Raw genomic sequence first — 20,443 nt, 5'->3', positions numbered from 1 at the left:
TGGGACGCATGCGTATCGGAATCCTCGGTCTCGGCCGTATCGGCTCCTTCCACGCCGAGACCCTCTTCGGGCTCGACGCCGTCGAATCGCTCGTCGTCACCGACCCGTTCGCGGACGCGGCCGAGCGCGCGGCCGTGCGGTTCGGCGCCGAGGTGGCCCCGTCGCCGCGGGCCCTGCTGGCGTCCGGGGTGGACGGCATCGTGGTGGCGGCGGCCACCGACGCCCACCCCGCGCTGATCCGGGCCGGGGTCGAGGCCGGGGTCCCCGTCTTCTGCGAGAAGCCCGTCGCCCGGACGATGCGCGAGGGCGTCGAGCTCCTGGGCGTCGTACGGGACGGGGGCGTGCCGGTCCAGATCGGCTACCACCGGCGCTTCGACGCGGGGTTCGCCGCCGCCCGGGCCGCCGTACGGGCCGGTGAGCTGGGGGCGCTGCACACCGTGCGGGCCACGACGCTGGATCCGCAGCCGCCGCCGGCGGCGTACATCGCCGCGTCCGGCGGCATCTTCCGGGACTGTTCCGTGCACGACTTCGACAGCATCCGGTGGGTGACGGGCCGCGAGGTCACCGAGGTGTACGCGGTGGGCGGCAACCGAGGCGCCGGGCACATCGCGGCCGCGGGTGACGCCGACACCACCGGCGCGCTGCTCACCCTGGACGACGGCACGGTCGCGGTGGTGTCCAACTCCCGGCACAACGGGCGGGGTTACGACGTGCGCATGGAGCTGCACGGCTTCGCCGACTCGCTCGCCGTGGGCCTGGACGACCGGCTTCCGCTGCGCTCGGCCGAGCCCGGCACGGACTTTCCCGCGGGCACTGCGCACGCCTTCTTCATGGACCGGTTCGCCGCCGCCTACCGCGCCGAACTCGCCGCGTTCACCGAGGTCGTGGCCGGTGTCCGGCCCTCCCCCTGCACCGTGGAGGACGCCCTGGAGGCGGGCTGGATCGCCGAGGCGTGCACCCTGTCCCTGCGCGAGCACCGGCCGGTGACGCTCGCGGAGGTGCGGTCGGCCTGAGCGGCGCGGGGACGGTGCCGGGCCCGTACGCGGTGCCCGCCCCGTCCCCGCGCCCGGATCAGCCGCAGTACCGGATCAGCCACTCGTCCGCGTGGTAGGTGTCCCGGGCCGGGTCCGGCCGGGTGGCCGGCTCCGTCTCGACCGTGTCCTCGGGCCGTATCCGCTCGGGCAGGCGGCCGAAGCGCCGCCGCCGGATGACGGCCGCGTCGGCGGCCTCCCGGGGGGTGTCCTGGGGGTGCGTGCGGTGTGTCATGTCGTCCTCCCGTCCACGCGGGCGTTCCCCGTTGTCGGTGGAACGCCCGGGTGCCCCGGTTGGTTCCCGGCCGCGCCGTGGCCGAATCCGTCAGGGGAGCGCAGGATCCGGCGCGTACGCCCGCTCAGGCGCCGCAGGAGCGCAGGAAGCGCCGGGTGCGGACGGCGATCGGCAGCGGACGGTCCGGCTCGCACGGGTACATGTCCTGCTCGACGATCGCGAACAGGTCCACGCCCAGTGCCTGCGCCGCCCGCAGCACCGGTGCCAGGTCCGGCACGCCGGAGGGCGGTTCGCACATCACTCCGCGCCGCACGGCGGGCCCGAACGGCAGCCCCTGGGCCACGACTTCGGCGAGGATCTCCGGGTCGACCTGCTTGAGGTGGAGATAGCCGATGCGCTCGCCGTAGGTCTCGATCAGCTTGACGCTGTCGCCGCCGCAGTAGGCGTAGTGCCCGGTGTCCAGGCAGAGGTTCACCAGCCGGCTGTCGGTGGCGTCCAGGAAGCGGGTGACGTGGGCCTCGGTGTCGAGGTGGGTGTCGGCGTGCGGGTGGACGACGATGTCCAGGCCGTAGGTCTCCCTGACCCGGTGGCCGAGCCGTTCCATGCCCCGGGTCAGGTGGGCCCACTGCCCGGGGGTCAGCTCGGGCGGCTCCAGGATCTCGGCGGTCTTGTCGTCGCGCCAGAAGGAGGGGATCACCACCAGGTGCCGGGCGCCCATGGCCCGGGTGAGCTCGGCGACCCGGCCGACATGGGCCCAGGTGTCCTCCCAGACGGCCGGTCCGCGGTGCAGGGCGGTGAAGACCGTGCCCGCCGAGACGCTCAGGTTCCGCCGGGCCAGTTCGTCGGCGAGCCGGGCCGGGTCGGTGGGGAGGTAGCCGTAGGGGCCGAGTTCGATCCAGTCGTAGCCCGCCTCGGACACCTCGTCGAGGAAGCGGTGCCAGGGGATCTGGTGCGGGTCGTCGGGGAACCAGACGCCCCAGGAGTCAGGGGCGGAGCCGACCCGGATGCGGTCGAGGGTCTGGGGCATGTCAGGGGTTCCTCTCCGGGGCGGTCGTCGCGGGCGGGCCCGCCGTCCATCCTTCCTTTGTCAGGACATCATTTCACGAACATGTCCGCGTGTAACGAGGATGTGCGCTCCCTGGTGCTGGTCTTTCCCGGGTGTGCCTGGTAGCACGGGAGTGTTCGAAGTGCGCCCGGAATCAAGGAAGTTGCCGCCGTTCTCACCGTCCCGGAGGTTTCCCGTGCTGCGAGCGATGCTGACGGCGGCCGCGGCCGTCGCCGCGCTGCTGGCCCCCGCCACCGCCCACGCCCACGCCGGGGCCGGCGGGCCGGGCATTCCCCCGCTCACCGACCCGGGCATTCCCCCGCTCACCGACGGGCAGGGGCGGGTGCTCACCCTGCGCGGCTGGAACATCGAGGACAAGACGCACCGGGGCGAGCAGGCCCTGAGCGCGATCACCGAACGCCATCTGCGCGATCTGCGCACCCAGGGCTTCGGCTTCGCCCGGCTGCTGGTCTTCTGGGACGACCTGGAACCCCGGCCCGGGCAGTACAGCGAGCGGTATCTGCGCAGGATCGAACGCGTCCTGGACTGGGCCGGGCGCCAGGACGTGCGGGTCGTCCTCGACGCCCACCAGGACGTGTTCGGGCCCGCCTTCGGCCACCGGGGCATACCCGAGTGGGCGACCAGGACCGACGGGCTGCCGTTCACCCCGCACCCGGACGACTGGTTCGCCGAGTACTTCGAGCCCGCCGTGCAGCGCGCCTTCACCCATCTCTACGAGGACCACGACCTCAGGCGCGCCCAGGCCCGGATGTGGCGCACGCTCGCCACCCGCTTCGCCGGCCATCCGGCCGTACTCGGCTACGACCTGATCAACGAGCCCATGGGCGAGCCGCGGCCCGGGGAGGACCTGCCGGCGGCCGCGCGCCGTGTCGAACGCGAACAGCTCACCCCGATGTACAACCGGCTGGCCGGCGCCATCCGCCCGGCCGACCGGGACGCCTGGCTGTTCGTCGAGCCGACCCCGGTCGTCGGGGAGGGCGTGCCGACGGGCCTCGGCCGGATCCGCGACCCCCGGGTGGTGTACGCGCCGCACTTCTACGACACCGCGATGGAGGCGGGTGCCGACTACGACCCCGGGGCCGGCTGGATCGAGGCGTACGAGCGGGCCGTCACCGCGTACCCGAGGCGGTACCGGGTCCCGGTGGTGGTCGGCGAGTGGGGCCCGCCGGACAGCTCGCTGCCGCACATGAACCGCTTCTACCGGGACGCGATGGCCTCGCTCGGGCGCTATGCCTCCGGCTGGGCGGGCTATGTGTGGTGTTACGGCGGCGGGTACTGCGCGCTCGACGGCACGGGAGCGTTCCGCGTCAACAAGGAGCTGACCGTGGAGCCGTACGCCGAGGCCGTCGCGGGTACGGTGCGCTCGGCCGCCTACGACCCGGGGGCGGGCGGGTACCGGCTGGTCTACCGTGCGGCACCGCGCGGCTCCCGGGTGAGCGTGCTGTCGGTGCCGCCGGGCGCCTGGCGGATCACGGCCGAGGGCGGGGCGGTCGTACGGCGGACGGCCGGGCGGGCGTGGGTGCGGGCGGCCCCGGGCGAGGTGGTGACGGTGACGGTGAGGCGCGGGTGAGTACGGCGTCGGCGGGCGGCCGGCCACGGGTGGGGCCGGCCGCGCGCGCACCGGGTCAGGCGGCGGGGTCCGCCGGCCGTACCGTCTCCTGCTCGAACCGCGCGTGGAACCGGCGGGTGTGGTCCACGTGGCGTGCCGGGCCGGTCAGGGTCACCGTCGCGGTCAGACGGGCCTCGGCGCTGGACGCCGCGAGGCGCAGGTGCAGTTCGCCCGGCTCGATCACCCGGCGCCCGTCGCGGCCGGTGAAGGAGGCCAGGTCGGCGGGCACGGTGACCCGTACCCGGCGGGCCTCGCCCGCGGCGAGCCGCACCCGGGTGTAGCCGATGAGCCGCTGCACCGGCTGGACGACGGAGGCCACCGGGTCGTGCAGATACAGCTGGACCACCTCGGTGCCGGCCCGCTCCCCCGTGTTGCGCACGGTGAACGCGAGGGAGAACTCGCCGGCGGAGTCCGTCTCCGCCCGGCCGACGGTCAGCTCGTCCCAGTCGAAGGACGTGTAGGACAGGCCGTGCCCGAACGCGAAGGCCGCCGTGGGGTCGATGTTGGAGACGTCGCTGGTCTGGGCGAGCCGGGCGCCGAGGTAGGTGGCGGGCTGGCCGCCGGTGGAGCGGGGCACGCTGACCGGCAGCCGACCGGACGGGTTGGTCCGGCCGCTGAGCACGCCGGCGATGGCGCCGGTGCCCTCCGCTCCGGGGAAGAAGGACTGCACGATGGCGGCGGCCTCGTCCACGGCCCGGCCCAGGGCGTAGGGCCGGCCGGCCAGCAGGACCGTCACCACGGGCGTGCCGGTGTCCAGCAGCGCGTCGAGCAGCCGCTGCTGGGCGCCGGGCAGGGCCAGGGACTCCGCGTCGCAGCCCTCGCCGCTGGTGCCCCGGCCGAACAGGCCCGCGCGGTCGCCGAGGGCCACCACGACGACGTCGGCCTGGCGTGCGGTGTCGACGGCCTCGGGGATGCCGAAGATGTCGCCGTCGTCCACGCCGGTGCCCTGCACGACGGTGAGCTCCGTGTCGGGGAACTCCCGCCGCAGGGCGTCCTCCAGGGTGGGCAGGTCGATGCCGGCCGGGGTTCCCGGGTGGTGCACGCCGACGTGCTGGGGGAAGGAGTAGCAGCCCAGCACGGCCGTGCCGACGGTGGCGTTCGGGCCGACCAGGGCGATGCGGCGGGGCCGGGCGAGGGGCAGGGTGCCGTCGTTGGTGAGCAGGACGACGGCTTCCTCCGCGATGGTGCGGGCCAGTTCCCGGTTCGCCTCGGTGTCCAGGTCGACGCTGCCGCGCAGGGTGGCGGGGTCGTCCAGGTCGGCTCCGCGCAGCGCGGCCGGGACCGGGTCCCAGCCGGCGTCGAGCAGGCCGAGCCGGGCCTTCTGGGTGAGCACCCGGCGCAGGGCGCGGTCGATGAGCGCCTCCGGCACCCGGCCGGCGGCGACGGCCTCCGTGAGGTGCGTACCGAACGTCTTCACGGTGGGCAGTTCCACGTCGACGCCGGCGCGCAGCGCCGTGGCCGCGGCGTCCGCCCAGTCCGCGGCGATCCCGTGCAGGATCTTGAGGAAGGCGATGCCGAAGTAGTCGGCGACGACCGTGCCCTCGAAGCCCCAGGTGTCGCGCAGCAGCCCGGTGAGGAGGTCCTCGTCGCCCGCCGAGGGGATGCCGTCGGTGTCGGTGTAGGCGTGCATGACGGAGTCGGCCCCGCCCTCGACGATGGCCATCTCGAACGGCGGCAGCAGGACGTCGGCCCGTTCGCGCGGGCCCATGCCGACGGGCGCGAGGTTGCGGCCGGCCCGGGAGGCGGAGTAGCCGACGAAGTGCTTCAGGGTCGCGACGACCCCCGCCGAACCCAGTCCCTGGACGTAGGCGGTGCCGATGCTGCCGACGAGGTAGGGGTCCTCGCCGATGGTCTCCTCGACCCGGCCCCAGCGGGCGTCGCGCACCACGTCCAGGACGGGCGCGAGGCCTTGGTGGACGCCGACGGCGCGCATGTCCCGGCCGATGGCGGCGGCCATCCGGCGGATCAGGTCGGGGTCGAAGGTGGCGCCCCAGGACAGCGGGACGGGGTAGGCGGTGGCGCCCCAGGTGGCGAAGCCGGCCAGGCACTCCTCGTGGGCCAGGGCCGGGATGCCGAAGCGGTTGGCGGCGGTGATCCGGGTCTGGGTGCGCAGCAGGGACAGCGCGCCGAGCGCGGGATCGACCGGTGCCGTGCCGAACGGGCGGGTCAGCTGGCCCAGTCCGGCGGGCAGCAGGGCGTCGAGGTCGACGGCCTCCTCCATGTCGTGCTGGTGCGGGGCGACTTCGCCGCCCTCGGCGGACGCGCCGACCCACACGCCGTACAGCTGGGCGGTCTTCTCCTCCAGGGTCATCGCGTCGATCAGCGCGGAGACGCGGGTGCCGATGTCCTGGGACGGGTCGTTCCACAGGGGGACTTCGGGGGTGGTCTCTACGGCCACGTTGGCGGTCACTTTCCTCCCATGCCCATCAGCCCCTGGACCAGGGCGCGGCGGGCGAACAGGTAGACGAGCAGGACGGGCACCATGGACAGCGTCACGGCTCCCAGCAGGCCGGGGATGTCGATGCCGTGTGCGGTCTGGAAGTTGTACAGACCGAGGGTGATCACCTTGGTCTCTTCGGACTGGGTCAGGACCAGCGGGAACAGGAAGCCGTTCCAGGCCTGGAGCGCGGAGAACACCACGATCGTGGACAGTCCGCCGCGCGAGAGCGGCACGACGAGCTGGAAGAACATCCGCCGCGGGCTGGCCCCGTCCATGGTCATGGCCTCGAACAGCTCCGGGGAGATGTCCCGCATGGCCCCGCTGAGGATGAGTGCCGACATCGGCAGGCAGAACGCGGCGGTGGGCAGGATGACGCCCAGCAGGTTGTCGTAGAGCCCGGCCTCGCTGATCAGGTAGAACATCGGCACGATCACGGCCTGGGCGGGGATGGCGAGGCCCAGCAGGAACAGCCGGAAGATCTGCGAGGCGATCCGGGAGCGGCTGCGGACGATCGCGTAGGCGAGCGGAGGTACGAGCAGCAGCACCACGCCGACGACGCAGACGGTGACGATGATGGTGTTGAGGAAGTACCGGCCGAAGCCCGAGTCGAACGCCCCGGTGTAGTTGTCCAGGGTGAAGTGGTCGGGGAAGGAGACGGGGCCCTTCCCGGCGTAGTCCTCCCGGGTGCGCAGGGTCGCGGCCAGCATCACGTACAGGGGTAGGCCGACCACGACGAGCCAGACGATCGAGCCGGCTCCGGCGAGGTAGTTGGGGCGGCGCCTCATGACACCCCCTCCATGTCGCTGCGCATCTTGTCGTAGCCGGAGACGCGGACCACGATCAGCGAGACGACGGTGGCGGCGATGACCAGGCACAGGGCGATGGCCGAGCCGGCTCCGAAGTCGAAGCCCTTGAAGGCCTTTTGGTACATGTAGTAGGCGCTGATGGTCGTGTCGGTGCCCGGTCCGCCCTGGGTGAGGATCAGCACGGTCTCGAAGGTGGTGAGGCCGCCGACGATCATCAGGATCATCGAGGTGACGATCGAGTTGCGCAGCTGCGGCAGGGTGATGTGGAAGAACTGGCGGAAGCGGCCGGCGCCGTCGATCTCCGCCGCCTGGTACAGCACCGGCGGGATGGCCCGGGCCGCGCCCTGGTAGATGAGCGTGTGGAACGGGGTGTACTGCCAGGTGCTGACGAAGGCGAGGACACCGATGGCGCTGGCCTGTTCGCCGAACAGGTTGCCGTCGCCGAACAGCCAGGTCATCCGCGCGGGGATGCCGAAGTTCGGGTCGAGCAGCGCCCGCCAGAGCACCGACACGGCGGTGGCGGACAGCAGCAGCGGGATGAAGTAGATCGCCGACAGGACGGCGCGGTTGCGCTGGTGTCCGGCGGCCCAGACACCGATCACGATGCTCAGCGGGGTCTGGAGGACCACGCCGAGGGCGGTGAGCAGCAGGGTGAGCCAGATGCTGCGGATCATCACCGGGTCGTCGAGGATGCGCTTCCAGTTGTCCGTGCCGACGAACTCGGGTGATCCGAGGCCGTCCCAGCTCATGAAGGACAGCACCGCGACCATGATGAGCGGTGCGATGGCGAAGAGGGTGAAGAAGAGGGTGGCGGGCAGCGCCCAGAGGAAGCCGGGGCGGGTGCCGTGGGCGGCGTAGGAGTCCTCCGGCCGCCGCCGGGCCTTACGGGGGGCCTCGGCGGTGGGCGGGGCGCTCGTGAGCTGTGTGGTCATGAGCGGTTCATTCGTTCGGGAGGGCCTGCATGGCCTTGATGAAGCCGTCCTCGTCGAGCTGTCCGTTGAGGAACTGCTGAACGGCCTGGTGCATGGGCGTGCTGGCGGTCTGCGGGTAGGCCTGGTCCCAGGACAGCTGGAAGGACTTGGCCTTGGCCACCAGGTCGTACTGGAAGCGGGAGTACTCGGGGCTCGCCGACTGGTCCACGAACTGCGAGGTGGTGGTGGTGGTCGGCAGGTTGCCGATGGACAGCTGGGCCTTGACGAACTCGTCCGAGTACATGAGCTTCAGGAACTCGGCGACGGCCTCGGGGTGCTTGGTCTTCTTCAGCACCGAGTAGAAGTTGTTGGTGTTGCCGACGACGTTCGAGGGGTCGCCCTTGCCGCCGGGGACGGTCGGGAACGCGGCGTAGCCGAGGCCCTTGGCGGCGAAGTCCTTGGCGTCCGTCTGCTGCTGCGAGTAGTACCAGGAGCCCATCAGCTCGAAGCCGGCCTTGCCCTGGGCGACCAGCGCGGGCGAGGAGCCGTTGGTGTACTTCACCGAGTCGTAGTTCTTGCCGAACGCGCCGGCGTCGACCAGTTCCTTGATCATGCCGAGCGCCTTCTTGCTGTCCGCGCTCGCCCAGGCGTCCTTGTCACCGCCGAGGGCCTTCTGGAACAGCCCGGGTCCGGCCACCCGGTCGTAGAGGTATTCGAACCACATCAGCGTGGGCCACTGGTCGCCGCCGCCGAGGGCGATGGGGGTGACGCCCGCGTCCTTCAGCTTCCTTACGGCGTCGAGCAGTTGGTCCCAGGTCTGGGGCTGCTTCACACCGGCCTTGGCGAGCACGTCCTTGTTGCTGAACAGCAGCACCGGCTGGGTGCCGCGCATGGGGATGCCGTACGGCTTCCCGTCCACGACGGCGCTGTTGTAGACCGTGGGCAGGAACTTGTCGTCGAGGTTGGGGTCCTTCTTGACGAAGTCGTCCAGCGGCATCAGCAGTCCGGCCTTGACGAAGGGCTTGATGCTGCCGCCGCCCCAGTTGAAGAAGATGTCGGGCGCCTGGGGGGTGCTGATGATGGTCTGCAGCTTCTGCTGGTAGTCGGCGCCGGGGATGGTGTCGAGGACCGCCTTGACCTTCGAGGTCTTGTTGAAGGTGTCGACGATCTGCTTCTCGACCTTGTTGGCGGAGTCCCCGTAGACGAGCACATGGATCTTGCCGTCGTTCGAGGAACCCCCGCTCCCGCTGCCGCACGCCGCGAGGCTCGCCGCCAGGGCCAGCGTCGCACCGCCGGCGACCAGTCTGGGCATCCGTGTACGCATGGTCATCCCCTTCCGAAAGTTTCGGCATCCTCGCCGAAAGTCCTGCGGCTGGACAGTAGGAGGCGAGAGAAGAAATGGTCAACGGTCCTGCACGTACGCGGCCAAACCGTTACCCGGCGCGCGTGCCCTATGCTGCGTCCATGCGCGAAGAAGCCCAGGTCGGTCGGAGAGTCACCCTGGCAGCCGTGGCCAGGGAGGCCGGCGTCTCGCTTCCGACAGTTTCGAAGGTTCTCAACGGTCGTTCGGATGTGTCCCCGACGACCCGCGCCAAGGTGGAGCGTCTGCTGGAGGTGCACGGCTATCGCCGGCGGACGGCCGGTGCGCCGCAGGCACCGCTCATCGAGATCGTCTTCCACGAGCTGGAGAGCGTGTGGGCGATGGAGCTCATCCGCGGGGTGGAGAACGTCGCCAAGCAGAACGACGCGACGGTGGCGCTCACCGAGAGCGGGACCCGGCAGGCGCCGGGCCCGGAGTGGATCGGAGGCGTCCTGCGCCGCCGCCCGCTCGGCGTCCTGCTGGTCTTCTCGACGGTCCCGGAGGACGTCAAGCGCCAACTGCGTTCGCGGGCCATCCCGTTCGTCATCGTGGACCCGGCGGGCGATCCGGACCCCGACGTGCCGTCCGTCGGCTCGGCCAACTGGGCCGGGGGCATGGCCGCGACGCGCCATCTGACCGACCAGGGACACGAGCGGGTCGCCATCATCACCGGCCCCGAGGACCTGATGTGCTCACTGGCCCGGCTGGACGGATACCGCTCGGCGATGGCGATGGCGGGACACGAACCGGACCCGGCGCTGGTGCGGTTCGGCGACTTCCACGTCCAGGGCGGCTTCGAACACGCCATGGACCTGCTGCGGCGTCCCGACCGGCCGACGGCGATCTTCGCCGGCAGCGACCTCCAGGCCCTCGGCGTCCTGGAGGCGGCCCGGGTCCTCGGGCTGAGCGTCCCCGGGCAGTTGTCGGTGGTGGGCTACGACGACGTGCCGCCGGCCCGCTGGTCGAGCCCGCCGCTGACCACCGTCCAGCAGCCCCTCCAGCGCATGGCCGAGGAAGCGGCGCGCATGCTGCTGCGGCCCAAGGACGCCAGGAAGTCGGCCCTGCGCATCGAACTGGCCACCCATCTGGTGATACGCCAGAGCACGGCTCCGCCCGGGGGGAGGTGAGGCGGCCGGGGGCCTGTGCCGAGGAGGAGGGCGGGGGCCGGGCAAGGCGGCGCACGGCCCGGACCTTCGGTGGCGCGCGTACGACGACGCGGGTGCGATCTGCACCGACCATTCCATAACCAGGGCCCGGAATGCCCGCCGGGGCCGGTGGGCGCCGGACCCGGCGGGCTCGCTTCCGTCAGCGGGCGGTACGCTCCCTCACTCCGCGGACCGCGGGCGTGCCCGGCCCGCCAGTTGCTTCTGGAGGGTGCGGTACGCGGGCTTGGCGCGGTAGTCCTCGTCGAACAGGTTGGCCGCGCCCTCGCCGGGGAACGTGTCGGGCACCCAGGAGTACTTGTCGGTGAAGCCCCAGACGGTGAACGAGATGCAGTGCCGGGCGCGCAGACAGGCGTCGAGCAGGCGCCGGTAGCCCTCGGCCTGGGTGGCCAGCTTGCCGTCGTCGGCCGGCATCTCCATGCGCACGTCCGCCTCGGTCACGGCGGTCGCCAGGCCTAGCTTGTCGAAGCGGGCGAAGTTGGCCGCCATGTCGGTGGGCAGGCCGTACTGGATGCCGAGGTGCCCCTGGAAGCCGACCCCGTCGATGGGCACCCCTTCGGCCCGCAGCCGGCTCACCAGGTCGTACACGGCGTCGCTCTTCGGGCCCGTCCACTCGGTGTTGTAGTCGTTGTAGAACAGCAGGGCGTGCGGGTCGGCCTCGTGGGCCCAGCGGAAGGCGTCGGCGATGTAGCCGGGCCCGAGCTCGCGCAGCCAGATGCTGTCACGCAGGGTGCCGTCCTCGTTGAACGCCTCGTTGACCACGTCCCACTGCCAGACCCGCCCCTTGAAGTGCCGGACGGTGTCGGTGATGTGGCGGTGCAGGATCTCCCGCAGCTGCTCGGGGGTGAAGTCGCCGGAGGTCAGCCAGGACGGCAACTGGTTGTGCCAGACCAGGACATGGCCGCGCACCTTCTGCCCGTGCCGGCGCGCGAAGTCGACGAGCCGGTCGGCGTCGGCGTAGTCGTACTCGCCCCGGCGGGGTTCGATCACCTCCCACTTCATCACGTTCTCCGGAGTGACGGTGGAGAACTCGGAACCCGTGAGCCGGCGGTAGGCGGCGTCGTCGGCGAGTGCGGACGTGTCGACCGCGGTGCCGATCCGCAGCTGGTCGTCGGCGGCGAGCTGCCGCAGCGGACGGTCGGGCACGGCGGGGCCGCCCGCCGCGCCGGCGGGGCTCGCGGCGGTGAGCGGCAGCAGGGCGAGGCAGCAAGCCGCGGCGGCGACCGCTGTGATGCGGGGCAGGTTCACAAGCACTCCTGAGAAAGCCGAAAGTTTCGTAACTGACAACGAGTGTTGCGTCACGCTAAACACCCACCTCTACCCCGTCAACCGTCCGGACAGCCAAGGTTGACCCCCACCCAGCCAGAGAGCACGAAACTTTCGACACGGCCTCCCACAAACGCTCGCCTTGTTTCGATGAAGTTTCGGAAACAGACGGATTGACCTCCGTTTCGGCCCGGCCGCATACTCTCCAGCAATCGAGCTCGCCCTCCAGCAGGAACGGCCCCGACCTAGCGCATGGCGTGTACATGCCACCCCATCGCCGGCCCTACCACCCCTGCGCCCGGCACCCGCACGGCCGTGCCCGCCCCGGGCTCCTGCTCATCCACCCCCACCAGGAGGAAGCATGGACATGGACAACGCCCTCTCCCGCCCGATGAGCCGCCGGGGCTTCATCGGCCGCGCCGGCGCCCTGGCCGCGGCCACCACCGCCTCCGGGCTGCTGCTGCCCGGCACCGCCGACGCCGCCACCGTCATCACCACCAACCAGACCGGCACCAACAACGGCTTCTACTACTCCTTCTGGACCGACGGCGGCGGCGCGGTCTCGATGACCCTCAACTCCGGCGGCAACTACAGCACTTCGTGGACGAACTGCGGCAACTTCGTCGCGGGCAAGGGCTGGAGCACCGGCGGGCGCAGGACCGTGAACTACTCGGGCAGCTTCAGCCCGTCCGGCAACGGCTACCTGGCCCTGTACGGATGGACGTCGAACCCGCTGGTGGAGTACTACATCGTCGACAACTGGGGCACCTACCGGCCCACCGGCACCTACAAGGGCACGGTCACCAGCGACGGCGGCACGTACGACATCTACCAGACCACGCGGTACAACGCCCCGTCGGTGGAAGGCACCAAGACCTTCAACCAGTACTGGAGCGTCCGGCAGTCCAAGCGGACCGGCGGCACCATCACCACCGGCAACCACTTCGACGCCTGGTCCCGCGTCGGCATGCCCCTCGGCAGCTTCAAGTACTACATGATCCTCGCCACCGAGGGCTACCAGAGCAGCGGCTACTCCAACATCACGGTGAGCGGCTGACCGGCCGAGCGGCCGGCCGGCCCTCCCTCCCTTCCCCTCCGTCCGTCCATCCCCCCACCCGTGGTCCCGCACGACCCGAGGAGGACCCACCCGCATGCGCGCCGCACCCCGTTCCCTGCTGACCGGACTGGCCGTCGCCGTGACGGCCGTGGCCGGCACCGTCACCGCCGCCGTCCAGGCCCCTCCGGCGCAGGCCGCCGCCTGCAACGGCTACGTCGGTCTCACCTTCGACGACGGCCCGTCCAACGACCACACTCCGGCCCTGCTCAACGCGCTCCGGCAGAACGGCCTGCGGGCCACGATGTTCAACGAGGGCCAGTTCGCCGCCGCCTACCCGGCCCAGGTACGGGCCGAGGTGAGCGCCGGCATGTGGGTCGGCAACCACAGCTACACCCACCCCCACCTGACCCAGCTCGGCCAGGCCCAGGTCGACTCCGAGATCTCCCGCACCCAGCAGGCGATCGCGGCGGCCGGCGGCGGCACACCGCAGCTGTTCCGCCCGCCGTACGGGGAGACCAACGCCACCGTCCAGGCGGTGGAGGCCAAGTACGGCCTGCGGCAGATCATCTGGGACGTCGACTCGCAGGACTGGAACGGCGCGAGCACCGACGCGATCGTGCAGGCGGTGTCCCGGCTGGGCAACGGCCAGATCATCCTGATGCACGAGTGGCCGGCCAACACCCTGGCCGCCATCCCGCGCATCGCCCAGACCCTGGCGAGCAAGGGCCTGTGCGCCGGCCGCATCTCCCCCCAGACGGGCCGCGCCGTGGCCCCCTGACCGGAAAGGACACCCGTCCCGACACCCGAGAACACGCCAGGGGTGGTCCTGGCTCCCCCCGGGACCACCCCACGTCAAGAAGTCACGGACACGCACGCGGTGATTCCCCGTTGCCCCGCGGGAGCCGGGGCGCGCATCCTTCGGGGATGCGCTTCTCCGTCAACCTCCCCAACTTCGGGGACTTCGCCGACCCGCGCACCGTCGCGACCGTGGCGAGGACCGCCGAACAGGCCGGCTGGGACGGCTTGTTCGTCTGGGACCACGTGCTGCACCGGCGGCACCAGGGGCGCCCCTTCGGGGACCCCTGGATGCTGCTGACCGCGGCCGCGCTGGCGACCTCCCGGATCCGGCTGGGCACCTTGCTGACACCGGTCCCCCGTTACCGTCCGCAGCAACTCGCCCGCCAGGTGGCCACTTTGGACCACCTGAGCGGCGGCCGGGTCGTGTTCGCCGCGGGCCTGGGCGGTCCGGTCGAGGACGAGTACCACAGTTTCGGCGACCGAGCGGAGCCGCGTGTCCTGGCCGAGCGGCTGGACGAGGGACTGGAGCTGTTGCGGCGCTTCTGGTCCGGTGGGCCGGTGAACCACCGGGGCCGGCACTACGAGGTCCGGGACGTGACGCTGCTGCCCCCGCCCGTGCAACGGCCGCGTCCGCCGGTGTGGCTCGGCGGATTCTGGCCGCGGCGTGCGCCCATGCGGCGCGCGGCGCGGTGGGACGGCGCGGTACCGCTGTTCGAGACGGCCCGGCACGGTCACGTGCCCGAGGTGGCGGAGGTACGGGATCTCGTCGCCTATGTGCGCGCGCACCGCCCGGCCGGGACCGACCGTCCCTTCGAGTTCGTGCTCGGCGGGGCCACACCCCCCGACGCGGCCAAGGCCAGGGACGTCATCGGACCCCTGCGCGACGCCGGCGCCACCTGGTGGGACGAGCGACAGCTCCAGACCGGCCCCGACCTGGACCGCCTGGCCCCGGTGCTGCGCCGCGTCGAGGCCGGACCGCCGGTCCTCTAGTCGGCCCTTCCGGGGCGGCCGGGTGCACCGGCGGGGTTCGTCGGCCGCCCCGCGCAGGGCTGCCGCCGGTTTCAGTCCACCAAGCCGAGGCGGGCCGCGGTCACTCCTGCCTCGAAGCGGCTGGAGGTGCCGAGTTTCGTCATGATCTGGTGCATCAGACGGCGCAGGGTGCGGTCCGAGCAGTCCAGTCGGCGGGCGATGGTGTCGTCCTTGGCGCCGGTGGCCAGCAGCGCCAGCACCTCGCGTTCCAGCGCGGACAGTTGGGGCCCGGGGCGGTCCGGCCCGGCGGGCCGTTCGGTGTGGGGCCGGGCCAGGTCCCAGGCGTGGAGGAAGACCCGGGCGAAGCACTGCGCGACGGGCCCGCTGTGCAGGATGACGTCCCCGCCCTCGCCCCGCGGACCGGCGCCCACCCCGATGACGACGACCGCGCGGTCCATGATGTTCATGTGGAGCGGCACCGTCGCCGCGACCCGCACCTCGACCCCGGCCTCGGCCAGCGCGGCCAGATAGCGGGCCGACGCCGGTGAGCGCAGCGCCTGCTGCGAGGTCAGCAGGCGCATGCGGATGCCGTCGGCCGCCATCTCCAGGTCCCGCGCGAGGCTGGCGTCCAGGACCCGTGCCCCGGGGAAGGTGTTGCGCATCGCCAGGAACTCCTCCCGGCTCAGCGCGTCGAGTTCCTCCAGCCGCTGCCGGGTGCGCTCGCGGTCGGTGAAGAACTCCGTCTCCACGGTTTCCCGGCTGCCGGGCCGGGCGACCGCGACCGTCAGCAGGGACAGCACGTCGTCCAGCGCACGGGCGTCCCGGGCGAGTCCGTCGACCGTCTCCCGCAGGCGGCGCCGGTGCTCGGAGACGACGTGCCGCAGGGCGCGCTCCGGGGGGCTGAGCCGCTCCCCGCTCGGGTCCAGCAGCCGCCGCTCCGCCAGCCACCGCGTCACTTCGGCGGGCAGTCCGCGCAGCTCCTCGCGCTCGGTCGTATGCCGCGCGTCCGATGTCTCGATCCGTTCCACCATGGCCAGATAGGTCTCCTTCGCCCCGGAGTCCGCCGGCCGCCGACCCCGCGAAGGGTTCTCCCGCGCACGCATGCGCGCACGATACGGGCGGCTCGCGGCGGAGGCCAGAGCCGTCCTCCGGACCCGGACGCCCGGGCGACGGTCTGGCCGGGAGCGGACGCGCCGGTTTCGGCCAGGGGCGCGAGCGGGGCGGGGCCGTTAACCTCGTGGCCGCCCGCCCGGTTCCTCGGGGCCCCGGCGCGCCCGTACGGCATCCGTGCCGGCGCCCGCCGGGAGGACGGGCGGGAGCCGTTGATCCGGCCGGTCCCGCGCGGCCGTGCTTACCGAGGGCTTGGCATGCGCATGCTCTTCAGGGTGTCGTGGCGCGGCTCACCCGGGCCCGCCGCACGCCCGGCGTTTCCTCCACCCCACAAGGAGACATGGTGCTACGACCACGAAGACTGTCCCTGGCGGGCCTGGCGCTGGCCACGGCCGCCGCGGGCCTCGCCCTGCTGCCCGCGAGCGCCCAGGCGGCCCCCGCGGGCCACCGCACCACGGCGGCACACACCCCTGCCCTGGCCGCCGCCGCGCCCGACATCGACGTCACCAAAGTGCAGGCGCACCTCACCGAGCTGAACGCCATAGCCACCCGCAACGGCGGCAACCGCCGGTCGACCGGCCAGGGTTACCGGGATTCGGTCGCCTATGTGAAGGGCAAGCTCCAGGCGGCCGGTTACACCGTCACCGAGCAGGCCTGCACCTCCGGCTGCACCAGCGGCGCCGGCCCCAACCTGATCGCCGAGTGGCCCCGCGGCGACGCGTCGAAGGTGTACATGTTCGGCTCGCACCTGGACGGTGTCTCCGCCGGCCCCGGCATCAACGACAACGGCTCCGGCAGCGCCACCCTCCTGGAGGTCGCGCTCAAACTCGCCCAGACCGACCCCTCCATGGCCGCGAGGGTCCGCTTCGGCTGGTGGACGGACGAGGAACAGGGCCTGAACGGCTCGGACTTCTACGTCCGTTCGCTGACCTCCGCCCAGCGCTCGGCGATCAAGGCGTACTACAACTTCGACATGGTCGCCTCGCCCAACGGCGGCTACTTCATCAACCACATCACCTCCGCCGCCGCCGCGCCGATGAAGGCGTACTGGGACTCGCTGAACCTCCAGCCCGAGGAGAACACCGAGGGGGCGGGCCGCTCCGACGACTACTCCTTCGAGAACTACTCCATCCCCACCTCCGGTTACGCCATGGGCGCGAGCGCCCGCAAGACCTCGGCGCAGGCCGCCAAGTGGGGCGGCACGGCGGGCGCCGCGTACGACGGCTGCTACCACTCCGCGTGCGACACCACCAGCAACATCAACGCCACCGGACTGAACCGCAGCGCGGACGGTGTCGCCTACACGCTGTGGAAGCAGGCGGTCTCGGACACCGCCCCGGCGAACGACTTCTCGGTCTCGGTGAACCCGGCCACCGGCAGCGCCGCCCCGGGGACCTCGCTGACCGCCACCGTGTCCACGGCCACCACCAGCGGCTCGGCACAGACGGTCAACCTGTCCGCCTCGGGTGCCCCCACGGGCGTCACGGTCTCCTTCAGCCCGGCCTCGGTGACCTCCGGAGCCCCGTCCACGGCAACGGTCTCCGTCGGCTCCTCCGTACCGCCGGGCACCTACCCGCTCACCTTCACCGGCACCGGCACCGCCACGCACAGCGCGTCGTACACGCTGACCGTCAAGGGCGCCGGTGGCTGCACCCCGTCCCAGGTGATCTCCAACGGCGGTTTCGAGAGCGGTACGTCGCCGTGGACGGGTGACACCGGCGCGATCGGCACGTTCAGCGGCCAGTCCGCGCACTCCGGGTCCCGGTACGCCTGGCTGGCGGGGTACGGCTACGCCGCCAGCGACAGCATCGGTCAGACGGTGACCGTCCCGGCGGGCTGCGCGAAGGCGACCCTGAGGTACTGGCTGCACATCGACACCGCCGAGTCGGGCACGACGGTGTACGACACCTTCCAGGTCAAGGTGAACGGCACCGCCAAGCAGACCTACTCCAACGCCGACGCGTCCACCGGGTACACCGAACACACCCTGGACCTCGGCCAGTACGCCGGCCAGCAGATCACGCTGACGTTCACGGCCACCGAGGACTCCGGCCTCCAGACCAGCTTCGTCGTCGACGACGCCACCCTGACGACCGGCTGACCGCCCCGCGAGGTAAGGGGGAGCCGGGCCACCCGCCCCGGCTCCCCCGACGCGTGCCGCCGGCGAGTGTCCTGATCCCGGCGGGCGGGCCCGCCGCCGTTCAGCATCCGCCGGCGCCGTCCACGAGCGTCCAGGGGGCCGGCCCGGTGCCGTCGTGCCACGCCAGCAGGTCCGGGCGGCCGAAACACACGATGCCGCACTGTTCGGCGTACTCGACGGCCGGGGCGGTGAAGTCGCTGGTGGTGACGAGGACCGCGACATCGGCCTCGTGCACGGTGTAGCACGTGCCGCCGAAGCGCTGCAGGTCCTGCGAGCCGACCCGGTGCCCGTCGCCGTAGCGCTTGCACTGGACGACGACCCGCCGCCCGTCCGGTGCCACGGCCAGCACATCGGCGCCCAAGTCGCCCGCGCCACCGACGACTTCCACTCCGGTGCAGCCATCCCGTTCGCACAGCCCGGCCACGGCCCGCTCGAACTCGTCGGCGTCCAGGGCGTCGTAGTCGTACGCGCGGTCGTACCCGGGGGAAGCGGCGACGTAGCGGTCGCCGGCGGAGGGGGTGTCCGCCGCGGGCGCTTCCCACTCCTCCAGCGCCGTGTGCACCCCCTCCTCCAGTGCGGCGGCGGCCCGCCGGGCGGTCCGGGCGCCGGACAGCCGGCGCCGCCGCCGGCCCCACCCCAGGACGGCGGCGAGACCCGCCAGGCACAGGACGACCACCCAGGCGGGGCGCCGCTCGGCGGTCCCGGCCAGCGTACGGACGGCGAAGCCCAGGACACACAGGAGCAGGGCGAGCAGCACGAAGAACAGGGCGGTCGAGCGCAGATCGAACGACCGGCGGCCGGTGCGTGGTCGTATACGGCGTACGGGCATGGTCACGAGGTGATGCCCCCTTCCCCTGGCGGAACGTTGAGAAGTCCCCCTACCCCGCCTCCGACCGGACCCGATCCTCCCGGATGAGCTTCGGACGCGACATCGCGGGGATTCAGGGCAGGTCTGTGGCCCAGTGCTCCATGGCCTTCTCGGCCAGGTAGCGAACCAGTCGCAGGTCGGCGGCCAGGTCCCGCGCTTCCCTGCTGTGCAGGCCCAGCAGAGGCGTGCCCCGCTGTCCGCCGCCCTCCTTCATGTGCACGATCCTGTTCCGGATGCCGTACACCCGTGAAGAGATGGCCGCGCGGTAGTCGCCGCCGGGCAGCGGGGCGCCGGAGCCGTCGTCCTCGAGTGTCTCGACGTGCTGGATGACCGCGGGGTCACTCAGTGTCGTGAACAGCTCCCGGTCCCGCAGGAGTCCGGCGACCTCGGCCTGGGTCACCGCCAGGTCGATCACGGCGTCGAGCTGGTTCTGCTCGCTCCCCAGGCTGCGGGTTCTGCCAGGGCGCGCATACGGGGACTGCGCCTGATCCTGCTTGGCGACTCCCTGCCGGGCCACTTCCTGGGCGGCGGCCTTCGGCATGTAGAACTCGAGCACCTGGTAGTACTTCAGCCACCGTTCGACGGGGTGCCGCCCCGCGGCGTTGCCGGCGCCGTAGAGCTCGGCGGGCTCCGTGTCGTACTGCCGCTGGGGGAAACGGAGTTTCGTCGAGTAGGAGGGACCCCTCCGGCTCCCGAGACGGTACCCGTCGTCCCAGAGGCGCAGCGAGGCCCCTTGCGCCCTGGCGAGGCCGAAGAGGTACGAAGTGCCGTACGCCACCAGCGTCTTCTGTGCTTCGGCCGCGTCCGGGGCCGACACTCCCGAGAGTTCCAGACTCGGTGAGAGGCCGCCGCCGTCGCGGGTGTTGTACAGCAGGGACAGTTCGGGCGGGACGGAGACCAGCCGCAGCGACCGGCCCGAGCCGTCCGCCTCCTCGCCGACCTGGAACGCCCCGGTGGAGGCGAGCACACCGGCCAGGTCCGCGCCCAGCGGGCCCTCGAGGTCGACGGCCCGCTTCTGCCGCGGGAGGAGACCGCGTACCAAGGCACTGTGGAACTGGTCGAAGTCACCGACGAGGCGCGCCGTGATCACTCCCTGCTGCGGGTACCAGATGGCATGCCGCTCAGGCAGCGGAACCCCTGAGCCGACGACGCGTTCGACGTACGGGAGTTGCGCCGCCGACCTCAGCCGTATGCGGGGACCGCCGGCGCCGGTGAAGACGACCCGTGCGTCGTCGCGCCACCGGCGGCCGTCCCCCTTGCGTTTGCCGTCCCACTCCACGACCACGTCGGCGCGTTGGCCCGCGAGGCTTCGAAGGCGTTCGACGGCCTCCTGGTAAGTGATCTCAGGCGGTGCGAACCAGTCGTCTTCGAAGTCGTCCCAGAGGTCGTCGTCGTACTGCGAGATGTCTTCCACGCGGGCCTCTCTGTCCGGGTCACGACCGGCCGACTCGCTGGGTCACCGGTCTCCGCCACGGTAGAGAGTGAGGGGGGTGTCCGGCACGGGAATGCGCGGACCTGGTACGCGCTGGTACGCGCCGCAGGCCGGCCCGGGCCTCCTCAGCCGGTCACGACGGCCGGGCACGGCGTCGGGCTCGGGGTGGGGGTGGGGGTGGG

16 protein-coding genes and 1 pseudogene are annotated in these 20,443 nt (G+C 72.0%); 7 read left to right on the top strand and 10 right to left on the bottom strand.

The window, feature by feature from the left end; all coding sequences use genetic code 11:
- The first annotated feature begins 8 nt into the window (after positions 1-8).
- A complete protein-coding gene (locus IH25_RS0130675) occupies positions 9-1,013 on the top strand; it encodes a Gfo/Idh/MocA family protein (protein ID WP_030617997.1) in 1,005 nt (334 codons plus the stop codon).
- A gap of 58 nt (positions 1,014-1,071) precedes the next feature.
- Here IH25_RS0130675 and IH25_RS0130670 read toward each other — a convergent pair whose 3' ends face one another.
- On the bottom strand, positions 1,072-1,266 hold the full coding sequence (locus tag IH25_RS0130670; RefSeq protein WP_030617994.1) for a hypothetical protein: 195 nt from the start codon (positions 1,264-1,266) through the stop codon (positions 1,072-1,074).
- 124 nt (positions 1,267-1,390) lie between these two features.
- The gene (locus IH25_RS0130665) at positions 1,391-2,293 is read right to left on the bottom strand and encodes a sugar phosphate isomerase/epimerase family protein (protein ID WP_030617991.1); all 903 of its coding nucleotides are present in this window, start codon (positions 2,291-2,293) and stop codon (positions 1,391-1,393) included.
- 226 nt (positions 2,294-2,519) lie between these two features.
- Here IH25_RS0130665 and IH25_RS0130660 point away from each other — a divergent pair, with 226 nt between their 5' ends.
- The gene (locus IH25_RS0130660) at positions 2,520-3,902 is read left to right on the top strand and encodes a cellulase family glycosylhydrolase (protein ID WP_209445396.1); all 1,383 of its coding nucleotides are present in this window, start codon (positions 2,520-2,522) and stop codon (positions 3,900-3,902) included.
- 55 nt (positions 3,903-3,957) lie between these two features.
- Here IH25_RS0130660 and IH25_RS0130655 read toward each other — a convergent pair whose 3' ends face one another.
- Genes IH25_RS0130655 through IH25_RS0130640 form a run of 4 tightly spaced genes read right to left on the bottom strand, consistent with a single transcriptional unit; the run spans position 3,958 to position 9,428 of the window.
- Entirely contained in the window at positions 3,958-6,351 is a 2,394-nt protein-coding gene (locus tag IH25_RS0130655; protein WP_030617981.1) for a beta-xylosidase/alpha-l-arabinosidase, read from the bottom strand.
- Positions 6,348-7,166, bottom strand: coding sequence for a carbohydrate ABC transporter permease (locus tag IH25_RS0130650; protein WP_030617978.1), 819 nt, complete (start codon positions 7,164-7,166; stop codon positions 6,348-6,350). Before IH25_RS0130650 ends, IH25_RS0130655 begins: the two co-directional genes overlap by 4 nt.
- A complete protein-coding gene (locus tag IH25_RS0130645) occupies positions 7,163-8,119 on the bottom strand; it encodes a carbohydrate ABC transporter permease (protein ID WP_030617975.1) in 957 nt (318 codons plus the stop codon). The genes IH25_RS0130650 and IH25_RS0130645 overlap by 4 nt, the downstream gene beginning before the upstream one ends.
- A 7-nt stretch (positions 8,120-8,126) precedes the next feature.
- The gene (locus tag IH25_RS0130640; protein WP_030617970.1) at positions 8,127-9,428 is read right to left on the bottom strand and encodes an ABC transporter substrate-binding protein; all 1,302 of its coding nucleotides are present in this window, start codon (positions 9,426-9,428) and stop codon (positions 8,127-8,129) included.
- 134 nt (positions 9,429-9,562) lie between these two features.
- Between IH25_RS0130640 and IH25_RS0130635 the strand changes: the two genes are divergently transcribed.
- On the top strand, positions 9,563-10,585 hold the full coding sequence (locus IH25_RS0130635; RefSeq protein ID WP_030617966.1) for a LacI family DNA-binding transcriptional regulator: 1,023 nt from the start codon (positions 9,563-9,565) through the stop codon (positions 10,583-10,585).
- Between the two features lie 198 nt (positions 10,586-10,783).
- Here the strand turns inward: IH25_RS0130635 and IH25_RS0130630 are convergent, their stop codons facing one another.
- Positions 10,784-11,869, bottom strand: a complete 1,086-nt coding sequence (locus IH25_RS0130630) for an endo-1,4-beta-xylanase (protein WP_030617963.1) — start codon at positions 11,867-11,869, stop codon at positions 10,784-10,786.
- 379 nt (positions 11,870-12,248) lie between these two features.
- On the opposite strand from IH25_RS0130630, the gene IH25_RS0130625 reads away from it, so the two are divergent.
- The 3 genes and pseudogenes from IH25_RS0130625 (at position 12,249) to IH25_RS0130615 (ending at position 14,732) form a co-directional block, all read left to right on the top strand.
- Positions 12,249-12,944, top strand: coding sequence for a glycoside hydrolase family 11 protein (locus IH25_RS0130625; RefSeq protein ID WP_037655928.1), 696 nt, complete (start codon positions 12,249-12,251; stop codon positions 12,942-12,944).
- Between the two features lie 94 nt (positions 12,945-13,038).
- Positions 13,039-13,719 (top strand): annotated as a pseudogene (locus IH25_RS0130620) (polysaccharide deacetylase family protein); the annotation flags it as partial.
- A 149-nt stretch (positions 13,720-13,868) separates the two neighbouring features.
- Positions 13,869-14,732, top strand: a complete 864-nt coding sequence (locus tag IH25_RS0130615) for an LLM class flavin-dependent oxidoreductase (protein WP_030617955.1) — start codon at positions 13,869-13,871, stop codon at positions 14,730-14,732.
- Positions 14,733-14,803: 71 nt separating this feature from the next.
- On the opposite strand, the gene IH25_RS0130610 is transcribed toward IH25_RS0130615, so the two are convergent.
- Positions 14,804-15,814, bottom strand: a complete 1,011-nt coding sequence (locus IH25_RS0130610) for a helix-turn-helix transcriptional regulator (protein ID WP_107058502.1) — start codon at positions 15,812-15,814, stop codon at positions 14,804-14,806.
- 350 nt (positions 15,815-16,164) lie between these two features.
- On the opposite strand from IH25_RS0130610, the gene IH25_RS0130605 reads away from it, so the two are divergent.
- A complete protein-coding gene (locus IH25_RS0130605) occupies positions 16,165-17,922 on the top strand; it encodes a M28 family peptidase (protein WP_394298455.1) in 1,758 nt (585 codons plus the stop codon).
- Positions 17,923-18,022: 100 nt separating this feature from the next.
- Here IH25_RS0130605 and IH25_RS0130600 read toward each other — a convergent pair whose 3' ends face one another.
- Together IH25_RS0130600 and IH25_RS0130595 are read right to left on the bottom strand one after the other, a co-directional pair.
- A complete protein-coding gene (locus IH25_RS0130600; protein WP_030617945.1) occupies positions 18,023-18,796 on the bottom strand; it encodes a restriction endonuclease in 774 nt (257 codons plus the stop codon).
- Positions 18,797-18,902: 106 nt separating this feature from the next.
- Positions 18,903-20,243 carry a hypothetical protein gene (locus tag IH25_RS0130595; RefSeq protein WP_030617941.1) on the bottom strand — a complete coding sequence of 447 codons (1,341 nt, stop codon included), beginning with the start codon at positions 20,241-20,243 and terminating at the stop codon, positions 18,903-18,905.
- Positions 20,244-20,443: the final 200 nt, after the last annotated feature.

Source organism: Streptomyces achromogenes subsp. achromogenes, from assembly GCF_000720835.1.
Classification (GTDB): Bacteria; Actinomycetota; Actinomycetes; order Streptomycetales; family Streptomycetaceae; genus Streptomyces; species Streptomyces achromogenes.
The sequence above is the reverse complement of the archived record's forward strand: the minus strand, read 5'-3'. Positions and strand labels throughout refer to the sequence as shown.